This window comes from Aurantimonas sp. (genome assembly GCF_964217435.1).
GTDB classification, from domain to species: Bacteria; Pseudomonadota; Alphaproteobacteria; order Rhizobiales; family Rhizobiaceae; genus Aurantimonas; species Aurantimonas coralicida.
In genome coordinates, this window is record NZ_CAXPJM010000020.1 from 1 (window position 1) to 15229 (window position 15229).

The window sequence follows — 15229 nt, forward strand, 5'->3', positions numbered from 1 at the left end:
GCCCTGGCCGGCCGCGCGCCGCCGAATGCTTGTCCGAGACATATCCGCGACCGCTTGAGAGGCGAACCATGTCCCTGTCCACTGCCGACCGGCCGGGCCCGGCGCGCGCGCTCGCCGTGCTCAACCGGCTGGTCGCGTTCGTCATCATCCTCGCCTTTCTCGCCATGGTCTCGTCGGCCTGGCTGCAGGTCATCTCGCGCTATTTCTTCGGCTATTCCCTCGGCTGGACCGAGGAGGTCGCCCAGATCTCGCTGTTCTGGGTGACCTTCATGACGGCGGCGCATCTGGCCGCCGGGCGCCGCCTGATGAAGGTCGATGCCTTTCTCGTCCTCGCCCCGCCGCGCCTGCGCCTTGCGCTCTCGGCGCTGATGCAGCTGATCGCGGCGCTCGGCTTCGCCTATCTCGCCTGGCTCGGCATCCGGCTGATGGGGCTGGCGGCCAACCAGACCTCGACGGCACTGAAGATCCCCTATTCGGCGATCTATCTCAGCTTGCCGGCCGGCGTCGGCATCCTCGTCCTGCACCTCGTGATCCACGCGGTCCACGACGCCCGCTACGCCCTGCGTGGCGAAGTCCGCCCCGACGATCCGACCGCGTCCCGCGATCTGAGGGATCAGTAATGACCTATCTTCTCGTCTTCTTCCTGCTGCTGGCGGCCGGCATGCCGATCGCCGCCGTCATGGTGGTCGTCGGCCTCGGCTACGTGGTGCTGGTCATGGGCATGGACCCGCTGATCGCGGCCCAGCGCGTGGCGACCGGCATCGATTCCTTCCCGCTGCTGGCAATCCCGTTCTTCATGCTGGCGGCCGAGCTGATGAACCATGCCGGCATCACCGACCGCATCTTCCGCCTCGCCAAGGCGATCGTCGGCGCCGTGCCCGGCGGCCTCGGCCATGTGAACGTCGTCGCCAGCATGCTGTTTGCCGGCATGTCCGGCTCGGCAGTGGCGGACGCCGGCGGGCTCGGCAAGATCGAGATCAAGGCGATGAAGGAGGACGGCTACGACGTCGAATTCGCCGCCGCCCTGACCGCCGCCTCCTCGACCATCGGGCCGATCATCCCGCCCAGCATCTCCTTCGTCATCTACGGCCTGACCGCCGGCGTCTCGATCGGCGGGCTCTTCGCCGCCGGGCTGGTGCCCGGCCTGATGATGGGCGGCGCGCTGATGGTGATGGTCGCCTTCTATTCGATGAAGCGGGGCTATGGCCGCTCGCAGCCCTTCGGCTTCGGCGAGCTCGGCGCGTCCTTCATCCACGCCTTCCTCGCTTTGATGACCCCGGTGATCATCATCGGCGGCATTCTGGGCGGCGTCTTCACCCCGACCGAAGCGGGGGCCTTCGCGGTCCTCTACGCCTTCATCCTCGGCAAGTTCGTCTATCGCACCGTGCGCTGGAGCGACGTGCCGGAACTGGTGATGGAAACCGCCCGCAGCTCGGCCAACGTCCTGTTCATCATCGCCGCCAGCGCGTTGCTCGGCTGGATCCTGACCGCCGAGCAGGTTCCGATCCATCTGGCCGAATCGATCATCGGCTTTTCCGCCGAACCCTGGGTCTTCCTGCTGCTGGTGAACCTTATCCTGTTCGGCCTCGGCTGCTTCATGGCCTCGGCGCCGGTGATCATCATGCTCGCGCCGGTGCTGCTGCCCTCGGCGACGCTGCTCGGCATCGACCCGCTGCATCTCGGCGTCGTCATGGTGCTGAACCTGATGATCGGCCTGATCACGCCCCCGGTCGGGCTGTGCCTCTTCGTGGTGGCGGATGTCGCCAAGCTGCCGGTCACGCAGCTCGCCCGCGCACTGGTGCCGTTCTTCATTCCGCTGGTCGTGGTGCTGCTGCTGGTGACCTACGTTCCCCAGCTCACCCTCGCCCTGCCGGCGGCGCTCGGCTATGGTGGATGACGCGGGGCCGGTGTGACCGGCCTCCTGTCACGATGCAGCGACGATGAGGACTTCACGCAGATGATGAGCAGCAACGAGGCCGCGCACCCGTTCTATCGCCCGCTCTGGGTACGGGTCTGCCTGGTCGCGTCGCTGATCGGCTGGTCGGCGCTGGAGTGGTTCCACGCCGCGTCCTTCTGGGGCATCGTCACCGCCGCCGCGGCGGTCTGGGCGATCTGGACCTTCTTCGTCACCTACGATCCGAACGCCGCAAAGGGCGCCAAGAACGACACCGGCCCGCACGCGCCGGAAGGCGCGAACGAGCCGGATTGATGATGCGACGAGCCGTGGCCCGCGCCGCCCTCAGGGCCGCGAGATGTCCAGCGGCCGCTCCTTGATGTCGAGGATGGCGCCGATCGCCTCGCGCAGGTTCTTCGGCTGCCGGTCTTCCTGGCTGAGAACGAAGACGAGCAGCGACCGCCCGGTCACCTCGAAGACCTCGCCGAACTTGAAGGACGGCACGTCGGTGCGATCCGGCGTGTTGGTGTCGATCAGGCAGACCCAGCGCTTGCCTTCCGGCACCTCGGGCAGGGTGAACTCCACCACGTCGTGGTAGGAATTGGTGATGATCAGCAGCGTGGCGTCGTCGCCGCGCTTCTTGATGCCGGTCGGCTGGGCACGGCCGTCGAGCAGCATGCCGAAGCATTTCGCGCCCTCCTCGTCCCACTGCTCCTGCGCCATCTCGTCGCCGGTCGGCGACAGCCAGGTCACGTCCTTGACGTCCAGTTCCTCGTTGTACTCGCCGACGAGGAAGCGGCCGCGATGCAGGATCGGATAGGCGCGGCGCACGGCGATCAGCTTGCGCGTGAACTCCTGCAGCGCCCGGCCGTCCTTGCTGATGTTGTTCCAGTCCAGCCAGTTGATCTCGTTGTCCTGGGCGTAGGAATTGTTGTTGCCGTCCTGGGTGTGGCCGAACTCGTCGCCCGCCAGGATCATCGGCGTGCCCTGGGACAGGAGCAGCGTCGCCAGCATGTTGCGCTTCTGGCGCTCGCGCAGCTCCTGGATCTCCGGATCGTCGGTCGGACCCTCGACGCCGTGGTTCCAGGAATGGTTGTTGGAATGGCCGTCGTTGTTGTCCTCGCCATTCGCCTCGTTGTGCTTGTCGTTGTAGGAGACGAGGTCGTTCAGGTTGAAGCCGTCATGGGCGGTGATGAAGTTGACGCTCGCCCACGGCTTGCGGCCGCGGCTGTTGAACAGGTCGCCCGAACCCGAGATGCGGCGGGCGAACTCCGGCAGCACGCCGTCGTCGCCCTTCCAGTAGGAGCGGACCGTGTCGCGGAACTTGTCGTTCCACTCGGCCCAGCCCGGCGGGAACTGGCCGACCTGATAGCCGCCCGGGCCGATGTCCCACGGCTCGGCGATCAGCTTGACGCGGCTCAGCACCGGGTCCTGGCGGCACACGTCGAGGAAGCCGCCGCCCTCGTCGAAGCCGTGCGGCTCGCGGGCGAGGATCGTGGCGAGGTCGAAGCGGAAGCCGTCGACGCGCATTTCGTTGACCCAGTAGCGCAGCGAATCCGCCACCATCTGCAGCACCCGCGGATGCGACAGGTTCACCGTGTTTCCGGTGCCGGTGTCGTTGATGTAGTAGCGCTTCTGATCGGGCAGCAGCCGGTAGTAATTGGCGTTGTCGATGCCCTTCTGGGAGAGCGTGGGGCCCAGCTCGTTGCCTTCGGCGGTGTGGTTGTAGACCACGTCGAGGATCACCTCGATGCCGGCATTGTGGAACTGGTTGATCATCTCCTTGAACTCGTTGACGAACGGCGTCTGGAGATAGCGCGGTGCCGGGGCGAAGAAGGCGAGGCTGTTGTAGCCCCAGTAGTTCTTCAGCCCCTTCTCGATCAGATAGCTGTCGTCGACGAAGGCGTGGATCGGCAGGAGCTCGGCCGAGGTGACGCCGAGCGCCCGCAAATATTCGGCGACGCGGGCATGGGCGAGACCGGCGAAGGTGCCGCGCTCGGCTTCGGGGATGCGGGTGTTGAGCTTGGTGAAGCCCTTCACATGCATTTCATAGGTAATCGTGCGCTCCCACGGCACCATGGGATGGGTCGCCGAGCCCCAGGTGAAGGCCGGATCGATGACCCGGCATTTGGGCATCAGATGCGCGCTGTCCTGGTCATTGAAGGACAGGTCCTTGTCGGCATGGTCGAGCTGGTAGCCGAACAGCTCCGGGCCCCATTCCAGATTGCCCACCAGCTGCTTGGCATAGGGGTCGATCAGCAGCTTGTTGGCGTTGAAGCGGTGGCCGGCCTCGGGCTCGTAGGGGCCGTGGACGCGGAAGCCGTAGACGGTGCCCGGCCGCGCTTCCGGCAGATAGCCGTGCCATACCTCGTCGGTATATTCGGGCAGTTCGATCCGCTCGCGCTCGGTGACACCGTCGTCGTCGAACAGGCAGAGCTCGACCTTGGTGGCGTTGGCCGAGAAGATGGCGAAGTTGACGCCGAGACCATCCCACGTGGCGCCCAAGGGGAAGGGCCGCCCTTCGCGGACCACGGCGCGTTGCTGCACTTGCGGGGCGGACTGCCTGGGCGAGTCGATCATGAATCTGGTTTCCTGGGTAAGAAGGCAGGCAGCAACGCCGGACCCCGCGGTCCGGTTCCGCGCGCATGCGCGCTCATGTGCGAATCCGTGAACCCGGCGGTAACCATGTTGCCGGCTATTGCCGCGGCATTGAGGGAATGTCGCAACTTCCGTCGCCGCCGCGTGTTTCGTCTTTGACGATCGGCGGAACAGGTCCCGATAACCATTACGGGACACGGGTATCGCCCACTTAACGGGCGCTTCATCGGTTCCGGCGACGATCGGCACGCAATGAACCGAGTGACCGACCATGCCCGCCCCAAGTTTTGAACAGATCCTCGACGAGGTCGCGACCGCCGAAGCCGCACTGGCCCAGAATGGCGCGGGTCCTCGCAGTTCGCCGGGATTCTGGTCGGCCTTCGCCCGCATCGTTCCGCCCCGCTCGGCCACGGCCGGGGGCGCCCGCAAGAAGCCGGTGACGCCGGAGCCGATGGATCTGCCCGACGCGGCGCAGCCGCCGAGCGTCGATCCGGCTGTGATCCTCGACGAACTCGGGCTGCGCCCGGGCATGACGGCCGCCGAACTGCAGGGCGTGCGCCGCAGCTTTGCCCGGCGCAATCATCCCGACGGCTACGGCCACGACTTTCCCGTCCAGGCGACGACCCGGATGCAGATCGCCAACGCGCTGATCGATCAGGCGCTGAAGAAGATCCTGCCCTAGACGCCGCTCGCGTCGTCATCCGCTTACCCGGTCAGCCGGGCTTCGCCGCCGCAATCTCGGCGGTGAAGCGCTTCTCAAGCTCCGGGTCGAGCTCGGCCGGTGCGAGGTTCACCCCCGCCGACAGCCGGTCCGCGATGGTCTCCAGAGCGGTGACCCGCGCATATTTCTTGCTGTTGGCGGCAATCACCGTCCAGGGCGCGGCGGCCGTATCGGTCCGATCCAGCATGTCGTCGGCCACCGTCAGATACTCGTCCCATTTGTCGCGATTGCGGAAATCCTCGTAGGACAGCTTCCAGCGCTTCAACGGGTCGTGCAGGCGCCGCTCGAAGCGGTCGAGCTGCTCGTCGCGGTCGATATAGAGGAAGATCTTGGCGATCTTCACGCCGTCGTCGACCAGCAGCTTCTCGAAGCCGTTGATCTCGTCATAGGCCCGACGCCATTCCGGCTCGCTGGCAAAACCCTCAACCCGCTCGACCAGCACGCGACCGTACCAGGAGCGGTCGAAGACAGCGATCTCGCCCTTGGCCGGCAGGCGCGACCAGAACCGTGCCAGATAATGATGCGACAATTCGGTCGGCGTCGGGGCGGCGATCGGCCAGACCTTGAAGCCGCGCGGATCCATGACGGCCGCCATCCGGCGGATCGCGCCGCCCTTGCCGGCCGCGTCCCAGCCCTCGAAGACGACGACGGCCTTCTCCTTGCTGTTCAGATAGGCCTGCTGGATCTGTCGGAAGCGAAGCTGCACGGCCTCGAGCCGGGCGTCGTATTCCTTGCTGCCCAGCTTGGCGCTCATGTCGAGCGCTTCGAGGCGCCGCTTGCCGCTCTGATCGTCCATGCCGTCCTCGCATCAGTATCTGTAACGCCCGCATCTAGGGCGCAGGGATAGAATTCCGACGAGGCGGGACGAATTCAATACCGCCCGCCCGGAAGACGCCCATGCAGCGGCGGCGAGGGGGGCATGCGCCGGCGGGCATATCGTCAGCCGGCCATATGGCCTACAAGCGGCGAACCGAGCGCCATGCTCACCCCCGACGACCAGTGCGTGCCATGCACCCGACCAATCGAATGCTCCTCGGCGGTTTCCTGACGCTGGCCATCGTCATGGGCGTCGGCCGCTTCTACTACACGCCGTTGCTGCCCCTGATGCAGCGCGATTACGGCTTCGGACCGGACATCGCCGGCATCGTCGCCGCGGCGAACTTTGCCGGCTATCTCGCCGGCTCGCTGATGGCGACCTTCATCAGCCGGGGCGGCCCGCGGCTCGCCGCCTTCCGGATCGGCATCGTCGCCAGCATCGTCACCACCTTCGCCATGGGGCTGACCGACGATCTGGCGCTCTGGCTGGTCCTGCGCACCGTCTCGGGCCTCGCCAGCGCCTTCGCCATGATCGCCGCGGCCGGCATGGTCGCCGAAGCCCTCGCCGCGATCGGCGCCGAAGCCCGGCTGAGCTGGATGTTCGGCGGGGTTGGCATCGGCATTGCCGGATCGGGGCTGCTGGTGCATTTCGCCGCGCCCTTCATCGATTCGGCCGGGCTGTGGATGGCGGCCGGCCTCTTGACGGCGATCCTGGCGCCCATCGTCTTCATCGAGATCGGCGAGCGCGACCTGCCTGCGACCCTGCGGGCGCCCGATCCGCGCCGCCGCGTGCCGCGACCGTTGCCGTTCTGGCCGCTGATGCTGAACTACAGCTGCGAAGGGCTCGGCTATTCGGTCTTCGCCACCTTCATCGTGGCGATCGTCAAGTCGCGGCCGGGGCTGGAGGGCATGGGCGACTGGGTGTGGATCATCGCCGGGCTGGCCGGCCTGCCGAGCTGCCTGTTCTGGTCGCGCATGGCCGAACGCTTCGGCTTCTCCGCCGCGCTGATGGCGGCCTATGCGGCGCAGATCGTCGGCGTCCTGCTGCCGGTCGTCTCGGACTCGGGCGCTGCGGCGCTCGTCGCCGCGGTGCTCTTCGGCGGCACCTTCATGGCCATTACGCTGCTGACCATTCCGCTGGGACGGCACGGTCTCGGCGGTCGCGGCTTTGCCGTCCTGACGGCCGGCTTCGGCCTCGGCCAGATGCTCGGCCCGCTGATCGCCGGCTTCCTCGTCGCGGGCGACGGCAATTACGACATGGCGCTGGCCGGGTCGGCCGCCGTGCTCGGGATCGGCCTGGTGGCGCTGGCGGTGGCGATCCGGATGCGGCCCGCCACCGTCTGACCCGTCATCATCCCCCGGGTGCAGGTCAGGGCTGCGGCGCGTCTTCCGGCAGGCTGGCGTCGGCGTTTTCCAGCGCCTCGATGAAGGTGTCGCACCAGATTTCCGACGTGCCGGCGAAGACCGCCTCGCGCATGCCCTCCCAGCGCCGCTTGCGCTCGTCGAAGGGCATGGTCAGGGCCCGCTGCAGCGCGCGCGCGACGTCGTCGGTGGAGTAGGGATTGACGATCAGCGCATCGGGCAGCTCGGCCCGCGCTCCGGCAAAGCGTGACAGCACCAGAACGCCCGGATCGTCGGGGTCCTGCGCGGCGACGAATTCCTTGGCGACGAGGTTCATGCCGTCGCGCAGCGGCGTGACCAGGCAGACCCTTGCCGCGCGGTAGATGCCGGCCAGCGCCCGGCGGGTGAAGCCGCGGGTCATGATCTGGATCGGCGTCCAGTCGAGGGTGGCAAAGCGGCCGTTGATGTGGCCGGCCAGTTCCTCCAGCTCGCGCCGCAGCTCGACATAGGCGCCGAGCTCCGACCGCGACAGCGGCGCCACCTGCAGGAACTGCACGTTGCCGCGGTTTTCCGGATAATCCTCCAGCAGCCGCTCGAAGCCGCGGAAGCGCTCCACCAGGCCCTTGGAATAGTCCATCCGGTCGACGCCGACGATCTGCAGCCGTTCGCCGGCCATGTCGCGCAGCATCTCCTCGTGCTCACCGGCCTCCGGCGAGACGGCAAAGCGCTCGTAGCCCGGCGCGTCGATGCCGATCGGGAAGACCCGCGCCGTCACCACCCGGTCACCGACCCGGATGCGATTGTCCGACAGCTTCTGGCCGCCCAGCTCGCGGATGCAGAAGGCGAGGAAATTGCGCCGGTCGGTGTCGGTCTGGAAGCCGACGAGATCGTAGGCGAGCATCGCCCGGACGATGTCGTGGCTGGCCGGCAGCGCCGTGAAGATCTCCGGCGGGCAGAAGGGGATGTGCAGGAAGAAGCCGATGCGGCCCTCAAAGCCGCACTGGCGCAGTTCGGAGCCGAGGAAGAAGAAATGATAGTCGTGGACCCAGACGATGTCGTCGTCGTCCAGCATGGGCGCCAGCCGGGCGGCGAAACGCTGGTTCACCGAGCGGTAGACGCGTTCCGACTGCCGGTCGAACTGGGCGAGGTCGAGCCGGTAGTGCAGCAGCGGCCAGAGCGAGCGGTTGGCATAGCCGAAATAGAAGCCCTCGAGCTCTTCCTGGTTCATGTCGATGGTGGTCATCGACACGCTGTCCTGGACCTCGGTATGGGCTTCGCTGAAGGTTCCCTGTTCCGACGTGTCGCCGCTCCAGCCGAACCACAGGCCACCGCGCCGCTTCAGCGCGTCCGACAGCCCGACCGCCAGACCGCCGGCCTTGCCCTCGTCATTGAGGGGGCCGACCCTGTTCGACACCGCCACCAGTCGCCGCTGCCCGTCCGCCATCGTCTCCCGTCTCCTGTTGCAAAGCCGCCTTCGGCTTCGTCGTCGTGATTGCCGTATGGTCCAGCCTCCGGCGCTCCCTCAGGAGGCCGCGGCGATCCAGGCGTGAACGGCGGCGATGTCCGGCAGCCGGAACTCCGCCACGCTGGTCTTCTCGGCGCCGCCCACCTTGATGGAGACGCCGCCCTGGTTGCGCACGTGGCGCAACGCGAATTCATCCGTCGTGTCGTCGCCGACATAGACGGGAATGCGGCCGGCAAAGGGCGCATCCTCCATCATCGCGGCGACGGCCTTGCCCTTGTCCATGCCGGCGGGATGCACCTCGACGATGCAGTCGCCGTGCATGACGACGAGGTCGTCGCGACCTTCGGTGGCCTGCGCCATGATGCGCTCGGCCAGATCCTGAAGGTCCGGAGCCGTGCGGTAATGCAGGACGAGGGCGGTGTCCTTGTCCTCCAGATGCAGGCGCCGGGCGGATTCGACCGCGCTGGCGATGCGGTCACGTACCGGGTCGAGGGTCTCCGGGCCGGCCAGCATCTCCACCGCGCCGTCGGGGCTGCGCCGACGCTCCAGCCCGTGGACGCCGGCCGCGGCAAAGCGGTCGGGCGACAGGAAGCGGTCGAGATCGGCGATGCGGCGGCCGCTGACGACGGCGAGCGCGCCGTCCAGCTTCCGGGCAAGGCCGGCCAGCTCCCGTTGGGCAGCGGGCTGCATCGCCACGGCCTGCGGATCGTCGACGAGCTCGACCAGCGTCCCGTCGAAGTCCAGAAAGACGGCGTGACGGGTCGTGTCGAGGGCGGGGGGGAATGCGGATTCTTGTACCATCTCGGTTGGACTACATAGCATCCGGAACGCCCGCGGCCACAGGATCGATACGAAAGTCGACCGGTTTCTCCCCGACCGCATGCGCCGGCGGAGTGACGCCGGGCGCGGATCGCCGCTCCGTCGGCTAGCGGGCCTTGGCGCAGGGCTTTGCAGAAACGCCCAGCCGCGCCATGGTCGCGGCGTCCGCCACCGCCGAGACCGGCAGGCCGTGGGCCGCCTGAAAACTCGTCAGCGCGGCCTCGGTGCCGGGGCCGAAGATGCCGTCGACGACGAGGCGATGGCCATGCGCGACCAGGGCGCCCTGCAGCCGGCGGACGCGGTCGCCCCGCGCTCCGCGGTGCAACTCGCCGGTCGCCGGGTCCGTACCCAGCAGGCCTCTCGCCTTGCGCAGGGCGGCGGCGATCTTCTCGTCATAGCGGTTGCGGCGATAGGCCGGGCCGTTGTAGCGGCGGGCAAAGCCGGCGACGTCGCCGTTGACGAGGCGATCGGCGAGCCGTCCGGCGGCGAGAAACCGCGCCGCGATCTCGAACTGCCCTTCGGCCGAGGCGCGCGCCGAGGCCGCGAGATCGGCGGCATCGCCATAGCCGAGCGCCTTCCAGTGCGAGCCCATCACCTGGCAAAGGCCCCAGGAGACCGACGCGGCGGCCGCCGCCGCATCGATCGCGGCCGCCGAGTCGAAGAGCTTCCAGCGCGCGCTCTGGGAGGCGGGATTGCGGATACGCCCGGCCCGCGGATCGGCCAGCCCCGCCGCCCGGGCGCGCTGCCGCGCCGCCCCCGACAGCAGCCGGTCGAAATAATGGCCCTCGAAGCGGATCAGCGGTTCGCGGCGATCGCCGATACGCGCGAACGCCACCGCGTTGGTTTCCACCAGCGCGACGGCGACCAGCACCGCCGCGTCGATGCCGCTCGTCTTCGATACATGGCGCGCTGCGCCGAGAACCGCCCGATCCACCCTCATCGCTCCCTCCGTCCCGTCACCACGATCAGTGTCGCCGCATCAAAGCGGGCGGGGAGAAAACAACGGCCGCCCCTCAGGCGAGGGACGGCCGACATGGGCGGGGTGGATGGATGCGAAGCCGGCAGCTCAGGCGGCGGCCGGCAGGTCCGTGTCGGCCGGCATCTGCCGGAAACCGGCGGCACGCGGGCGCGCATAGCGGGCCTCGACCTCGCCGGCGATCATGTCCGCCGTCACCGCCGACAGGGTCCAGCCGAGATGGCCGTGGCCGGTGTTGTAGAACACCCCGGCCGCCCGGCCGGCGCCGACCCGCGGCATCATGTTCGGCATCATCGGGCGCAGGCCTGCCCAGGGCACGACCGAATCCGTCGCGATCTCCGGGAAGCGCGTGCGGCACCACTCGACCAGCGGCCGGATGCGGGCCGCCTTGATGTCGCGGTTCTCGCCTGCGAACTCCGCAGTGCCGGCGATGCGCAGCCGGTCGGCGCCGAGGCGGCTGGTGACGACCTTTGCGTGGTCGTCGAGAAGGCTCACCCAGGGCGCGCCGGCCCGGCTCGCCTCGTCGGTGAGGTTCACCGTCACCGAATAGCCCTTCACCGGGTAGATGTTGACCCGGTCGCCGAGCTGGCGGGCGAATGCGCGGCTGGCGACGCCGGCGCAGACGACGATGCCGTCGAAGCGCTGCCGGCGCGGCGCGTCCTGGGGCCGGCGGCCATCCTTCCAGGTCACGTCGACGCCGTCGGCGCCGCGCGAGGCGAGCTTGCGCACGTCGGCATCGAAGGCGAAGGTCGCGCCCTTCCGCCGGCAGGCCTCGGCGAGATGGCGGGTGTATTTGTGGATGTCGCCGGTGAAGTCGGATTCGGTGAAGAAGCCGCCGACGAAATCCCCGCGGATGGTCGGCTCGATGGCGGCGATCTCGGCCGGCGTCACCGCGTCGCGGCGCAGGCCGCCCTCGGCCAGGAGCCGGTTCACCCCGGCGGCATGGGCCATCTCCACGCGGCTTTCATAGACATGCAGGATGCCGCGCTTCTCGGCGTCGAAGTCGAAGCCCTCGCGCTCGGCCGCGTCCAGCAGATGCCGGCGCGCCGCGATCGCCAGCCGGGTGGTGGCGATGGTGTTGGCCTCGTAGCTGCGGGCGGCGAGGACAAATTCCATCATCCAGGACAGCTTGTGCCAGGAGGGCGAGGGATGGACGAGCAGCGGCGCATCCTTGCGCAGCATCCATTTCAGGCCCTTGAGGAAGGTGCTCGGCTGGTTCCAGACCTCGGCGTTGGAGGCCGAAAGCTGGCCGCCATTGGCGAAGGAGGTTTCCATGGCGGCATGGGCATGACGGTCGAAGACGGTCACGTCGAAGCCGCGCTGGACGAGCTGATAGGCAGTGGTGACACCGGTGATGCCGGCGCCGATGACGGCGATGGAGGTCATGACGATCCTTTCGCCCCGCCGCAGCGGGGGCGTCGTTCATGCCCCTCCCGTCATGAGCCTGAGAGCTTCGCGGCCGCGGAGGAATTTCCGGCAGCCACTTTCTCCTTCGGCGGACGCCCGATGAATGGCCGTCGCTCTTCGGAATTTGCAGAGACGCAGGCGGTCCTTTTGCCTGAGAGTTTCCGGGGCGGTTGCTCCTTCGGCGCCGGCCTTGCGGCCGGTCTCTCCCGCTAGCGTCTGTGCACTTATCCTATGCCTTTCGCGGGGCGCCGGCAAGCGGCCACGTATCGGCGTCGGCGCATGGCCAGCCATGTCGGCAGCGCGGGTATACGCCTCGCGGTTGGTGGCTCGCTGACGGCCCGCCTCAGTCGATGCGCAGGCCGCTCGCCGTGTCGAAGCGGTGCAGCGCCGAGACCGGCGCGGCGGCGCGGACCTTCGTGCCCGGCTCCAGATGGCTGTAGCCGGCCACCCGCACGGCGATCTCCGGACCCTTGTCCGGCAGCGCGCCATAGACATAGCTCTCGGCGCCGACCACCTCGACGCCGCTGACGGTGAGGTCGCAGACGAACTCGCCGGGCGCGGCTGGCGCGTCGGCGAGAAGCCGCATGTGCTCGGGGCGGATGCCGAGCGTCACGCCGGACGCGGTTCTGGCACCAGCGTCATCAAGGCCGCTGATGCCGGCCACGTGCGCGGCCTCGCGGCCGATCGGCACGAGGTTCATCGCCGGCGAGCCGATGAAGGTGGCGACGAACAGGCTTGCGGGACGCTCGTAGATGTCCATCGGCGAGCCGGCCTGCTCGATGCGGCCGGCATTCAGCACGACCAGCCGGTCGGCCAGCGTCATCGCCTCGAGCTGGTCGTGGGTCACGTAGAGGCTGGTGGTGGCGAACTGGCGCTGCAAACGCCGGATCTCGGCGCGCATCTGGACCCGCAGCTTGGCGTCGAGATTGGACAGCGGCTCGTCGAACAGGAAGGCCGCCGGCTCGCGCACGATGGCGCGGCCCATGGCGACGCGCTGGCGCTGGCCGCCGGAGAGCTGGCCGGGCTTGCGCGACAGGAGCGGCGCAATCTCCAGCACCTTCGAGGCCTCCTCGACGCGCCGGGCGATCTCGTCCTTTGCCATCTTGCGGTTCTTCAGGCCGTATTCGAGGTTCTGGCGCACGCTCATATGCGGATAGAGCGCGTAGTTCTGGAACACCATGGCGATGTCGCGCTGGGCCGGCTCCAGGTCGTTGACCACCCGGTCGCCGATGGTGATCGTGCCGGAGGAGATCGCTTCCAGCCCGGCCACCATGCGCAAGAGCGTCGACTTTCCGCAGCCGGACGGGCCGACGAGGACGACGAACTCGCCATCGGGAATATCCAGCGAGACGCCCTTCACGGCCTCCACATTGCCGGCATAGACCTTGCGCACGTCCCTCAGTTCGATGCCTGCCAAGTTTACTTCTCCGCTTCGACGAGGCCGCGCACGAACCAGCGCTGCATCAGGACGACGACCAGGACGGGGGGCGCGATCGCCAGGATCGCCGTCACCATGACCAGATGCCACGGCGTATCGGCGTCGGCGAAGGACACCATCTTCTTCAGGGCGATGACGATCGTGTTCATCTGGTTGTCGTTGGTGACGAGCAGCGGCCACAGATACTGCGTCCAGCCATAGATGAAGAGGATCACGAACAAGGCCGCGATGTTGGTCTTGGAGAGCGGCAGCAGGATGTCGCGGAAGAAGCGCATCGGCCCGGCCGCGTCGACCCGCGCCGCCTCCACCAGTTCGGACGGGATGGTCATGAAGAACTGCCGGAACAGGAGCGTCGCGGTGGCCGAGGCGATCAGCGGCAGGATCAGGCCGGCATAGGTGTCGATCATGCCAAGATCGACCATCACCTTGTAGGTCGGCAGGATGCGCACCTCGACCGGCAGCATCAGCGTAATGAAGATCAGCCAGAAGAAGGTCATGCGCAGCGGGAAGCGGAAGAACACGATCGCGAAGGCCGACAGGATCGAGATGACGATCTTGCCGACCGCGATGCCCAGCGCCATCACCGAGGTGTTGAACAGCAGGGTCCAGACGCTGACGCCGCCGATCCGGTCGACGCCGCCGAACAGCGCCTCGCCGTAATTGTCGAGGAACTGGTCGCCCGGCACCAGCGGCAGCGGCGGCCGCAGGATGGTCTGCAGCGTCTGCGTCGAGGCGACGAAGGTGTAGTAGATCGGGAAGGCGACGATCGCCAGGCCCAGCACGAGAAGCACATGGGCGACCGGCCGGCCGATGGGGCTGCGCTCGATCATGGGCGGTTGTTCCGGGGCTCAGCCATAGTGCACCCGCCGTTCCACGTAGCGGAACTGCACCGCCGTCAGGGCGATGACGATCGCCATCAGGATCACCGACTGGGCTGCCGAGCTGCCGAGGTCGAGATTCACGAAGCCGTCGATATAGACCTTGTAGACCAGCGTCTCGGTGGCCCGCGCCGGACCGCCGGCGGTGACCGCGTCGATGATGCCGAAAGTGTCGAAGAAGGCGTAGACCGTGTTGACGACGAGCAGGAAGAAGGTCGTCGGCGCGATCAGCGGGAAGACGATGGTCCAGAACCGCTTGGTCGAGCCGGCGCCGTCGATGGCGGCGGCCTCGGTCAGGGATTTCGGGATCGACTGCAGCGCCGCGACGAAGAATAGGAAATTGTAGCTGATCTGCTTCCAGGCGGCCGCCACCACCACCAGCAGCATCGCCTGGTCACCGTTCAAGAGCGGGTCCCAGTTGTAGCCGGAGCGGCGCAGCATGTAGGCGAAGGTGCCCATGGCGGGGTTGAACATGAACAGCCACAGCATGCCGGCGACGGCGGGCGCCACCGCATAGGGCCAGATCAGCAGGGTGCGATAGAAGCCCTTGCCGCGCACCACTTTCTCGGCCGCCGACGCCAGCAGCAGCGCCAGCGCCATGGCGAGGATCGCGGTGGAGAAGGAGAAGATCGCCGTGACCTTCACCGCATTGAGATAGCCGGGATCGCTCAGCACCGAGCGGAAATTGGCGAGGCCGACGAAGGTCGTCTTCAGCCCGAACGGGTCCTGGCGCAGCACCGACTGGTAGAGCGCCTGGCTGGCCGGCCAGTAGAAGAACACCAGCGTGATGGCCACCTGCGGCGCGAGCAGCAGATAGGGCAGCCATTTGTTGGGAAAGACGGCTTTCGACACGGCGTCTCTGGGACTGGGCCGCCG

At 67.8% G+C, this 15229-nt stretch carries 14 protein-coding genes and 1 riboswitch; of the genes, 5 read left to right on the top strand and 9 right to left on the bottom strand.

Annotated elements, in window-relative coordinates; genetic code table 11:
* The first annotated feature begins 68 nt into the window (after window positions 1–68).
* Genes ACEQX1_RS08410 through ACEQX1_RS08420 form a run of 3 tightly spaced genes read left to right on the top strand, consistent with a single transcriptional unit; the run spans window position 69 to window position 2209 of the window.
* On the top strand, window positions 69–620 hold the full coding sequence (locus ACEQX1_RS08410) for a TRAP transporter small permease (RefSeq protein ID WP_370192935.1): 552 nt from the start codon (window positions 69–71) through the stop codon (window positions 618–620).
* Entirely contained in the window at window positions 620–1897 is a 1278-nt protein-coding gene (locus tag ACEQX1_RS08415) for a TRAP transporter large permease (RefSeq protein ID WP_370192936.1), read from the top strand. The genes ACEQX1_RS08410 and ACEQX1_RS08415 overlap by 1 nt, the downstream gene beginning before the upstream one ends.
* A gap of 60 nt (window positions 1898–1957) precedes the next feature.
* Window positions 1958–2209 (top strand): DUF3329 domain-containing protein, encoded by a 252-nt coding sequence (locus tag ACEQX1_RS08420; RefSeq protein WP_187390057.1) that lies wholly within the window; start codon window positions 1958–1960, stop codon window positions 2207–2209.
* Between the two features lie 30 nt (window positions 2210–2239).
* Here ACEQX1_RS08420 and glgX read toward each other — a convergent pair whose 3' ends face one another.
* Window positions 2240–4474, bottom strand: coding sequence for a glycogen debranching protein GlgX (gene glgX, locus ACEQX1_RS08425; protein WP_024350721.1), 2235 nt, complete (start codon window positions 4472–4474; stop codon window positions 2240–2242).
* Between the two features lie 289 nt (window positions 4475–4763).
* On the opposite strand from glgX, the gene ACEQX1_RS08430 reads away from it, so the two are divergent.
* On the top strand, window positions 4764–5174 hold the full coding sequence (locus tag ACEQX1_RS08430) for a hypothetical protein (protein WP_370196724.1): 411 nt from the start codon (window positions 4764–4766) through the stop codon (window positions 5172–5174).
* Between the two features lie 31 nt (window positions 5175–5205).
* Here the strand turns inward: ACEQX1_RS08430 and ACEQX1_RS08435 are convergent, their stop codons facing one another.
* Entirely contained in the window at window positions 5206–6009 is an 804-nt protein-coding gene (locus ACEQX1_RS08435) for a polyphosphate kinase 2 family protein (protein ID WP_230787842.1), read from the bottom strand.
* A gap of 230 nt (window positions 6010–6239) precedes the next feature.
* Between ACEQX1_RS08435 and ACEQX1_RS08440 the strand changes: the two genes are divergently transcribed.
* On the top strand, window positions 6240–7373 hold the full coding sequence (locus ACEQX1_RS08440; RefSeq protein WP_370192938.1) for a YbfB/YjiJ family MFS transporter: 1134 nt from the start codon (window positions 6240–6242) through the stop codon (window positions 7371–7373).
* Window positions 7374–7398: 25 nt separating this feature from the next.
* On the opposite strand, the gene ACEQX1_RS08445 is transcribed toward ACEQX1_RS08440, so the two are convergent.
* The 7 genes from ACEQX1_RS08445 to ugpA all read right to left on the bottom strand — a co-directional run bounded on the left by ACEQX1_RS08445 (window position 7399) and on the right by ugpA (window position 15205).
* A complete protein-coding gene (locus ACEQX1_RS08445) occupies window positions 7399–8814 on the bottom strand; it encodes a trehalose-6-phosphate synthase (protein WP_024350717.1) in 1416 nt (471 codons plus the stop codon).
* Window positions 8815–8892: 78 nt separating this feature from the next.
* Window positions 8893–9636, bottom strand: coding sequence for a trehalose-phosphatase (otsB, locus tag ACEQX1_RS08450; protein ID WP_228239250.1), 744 nt, complete (start codon window positions 9634–9636; stop codon window positions 8893–8895).
* A 124-nt stretch (window positions 9637–9760) separates the two neighbouring features.
* The gene (locus ACEQX1_RS08455) at window positions 9761–10594 is read right to left on the bottom strand and encodes an N-acetylmuramidase domain-containing protein (RefSeq protein WP_370192943.1); all 834 of its coding nucleotides are present in this window, start codon (window positions 10592–10594) and stop codon (window positions 9761–9763) included.
* 126 nt (window positions 10595–10720) lie between these two features.
* On the bottom strand, window positions 10721–12016 hold the full coding sequence (locus tag ACEQX1_RS08460) for a D-amino acid dehydrogenase (protein WP_370192945.1): 1296 nt from the start codon (window positions 12014–12016) through the stop codon (window positions 10721–10723).
* Between the two features lie 150 nt (window positions 12017–12166).
* Window positions 12167–12256: riboswitch (glycine riboswitch) on the bottom strand.
* A 124-nt stretch (window positions 12257–12380) separates the two neighbouring features.
* Complete coding sequence (locus ACEQX1_RS08465) at window positions 12381–13454, bottom strand: sn-glycerol-3-phosphate import ATP-binding protein UgpC (protein ID WP_370192947.1); 1074 nt, start codon at window positions 13452–13454, stop codon at window positions 12381–12383.
* A gap of 2 nt (window positions 13455–13456) precedes the next feature.
* A complete protein-coding gene (ugpE, locus tag ACEQX1_RS08470; RefSeq protein WP_009211221.1) occupies window positions 13457–14305 on the bottom strand; it encodes a sn-glycerol-3-phosphate ABC transporter permease UgpE in 849 nt (282 codons plus the stop codon).
* 18 nt (window positions 14306–14323) lie between these two features.
* A complete protein-coding gene (gene ugpA, locus ACEQX1_RS08475; RefSeq protein WP_009211220.1) occupies window positions 14324–15205 on the bottom strand; it encodes a sn-glycerol-3-phosphate ABC transporter permease UgpA in 882 nt (293 codons plus the stop codon).
* Window positions 15206–15229: the final 24 nt, after the last annotated feature.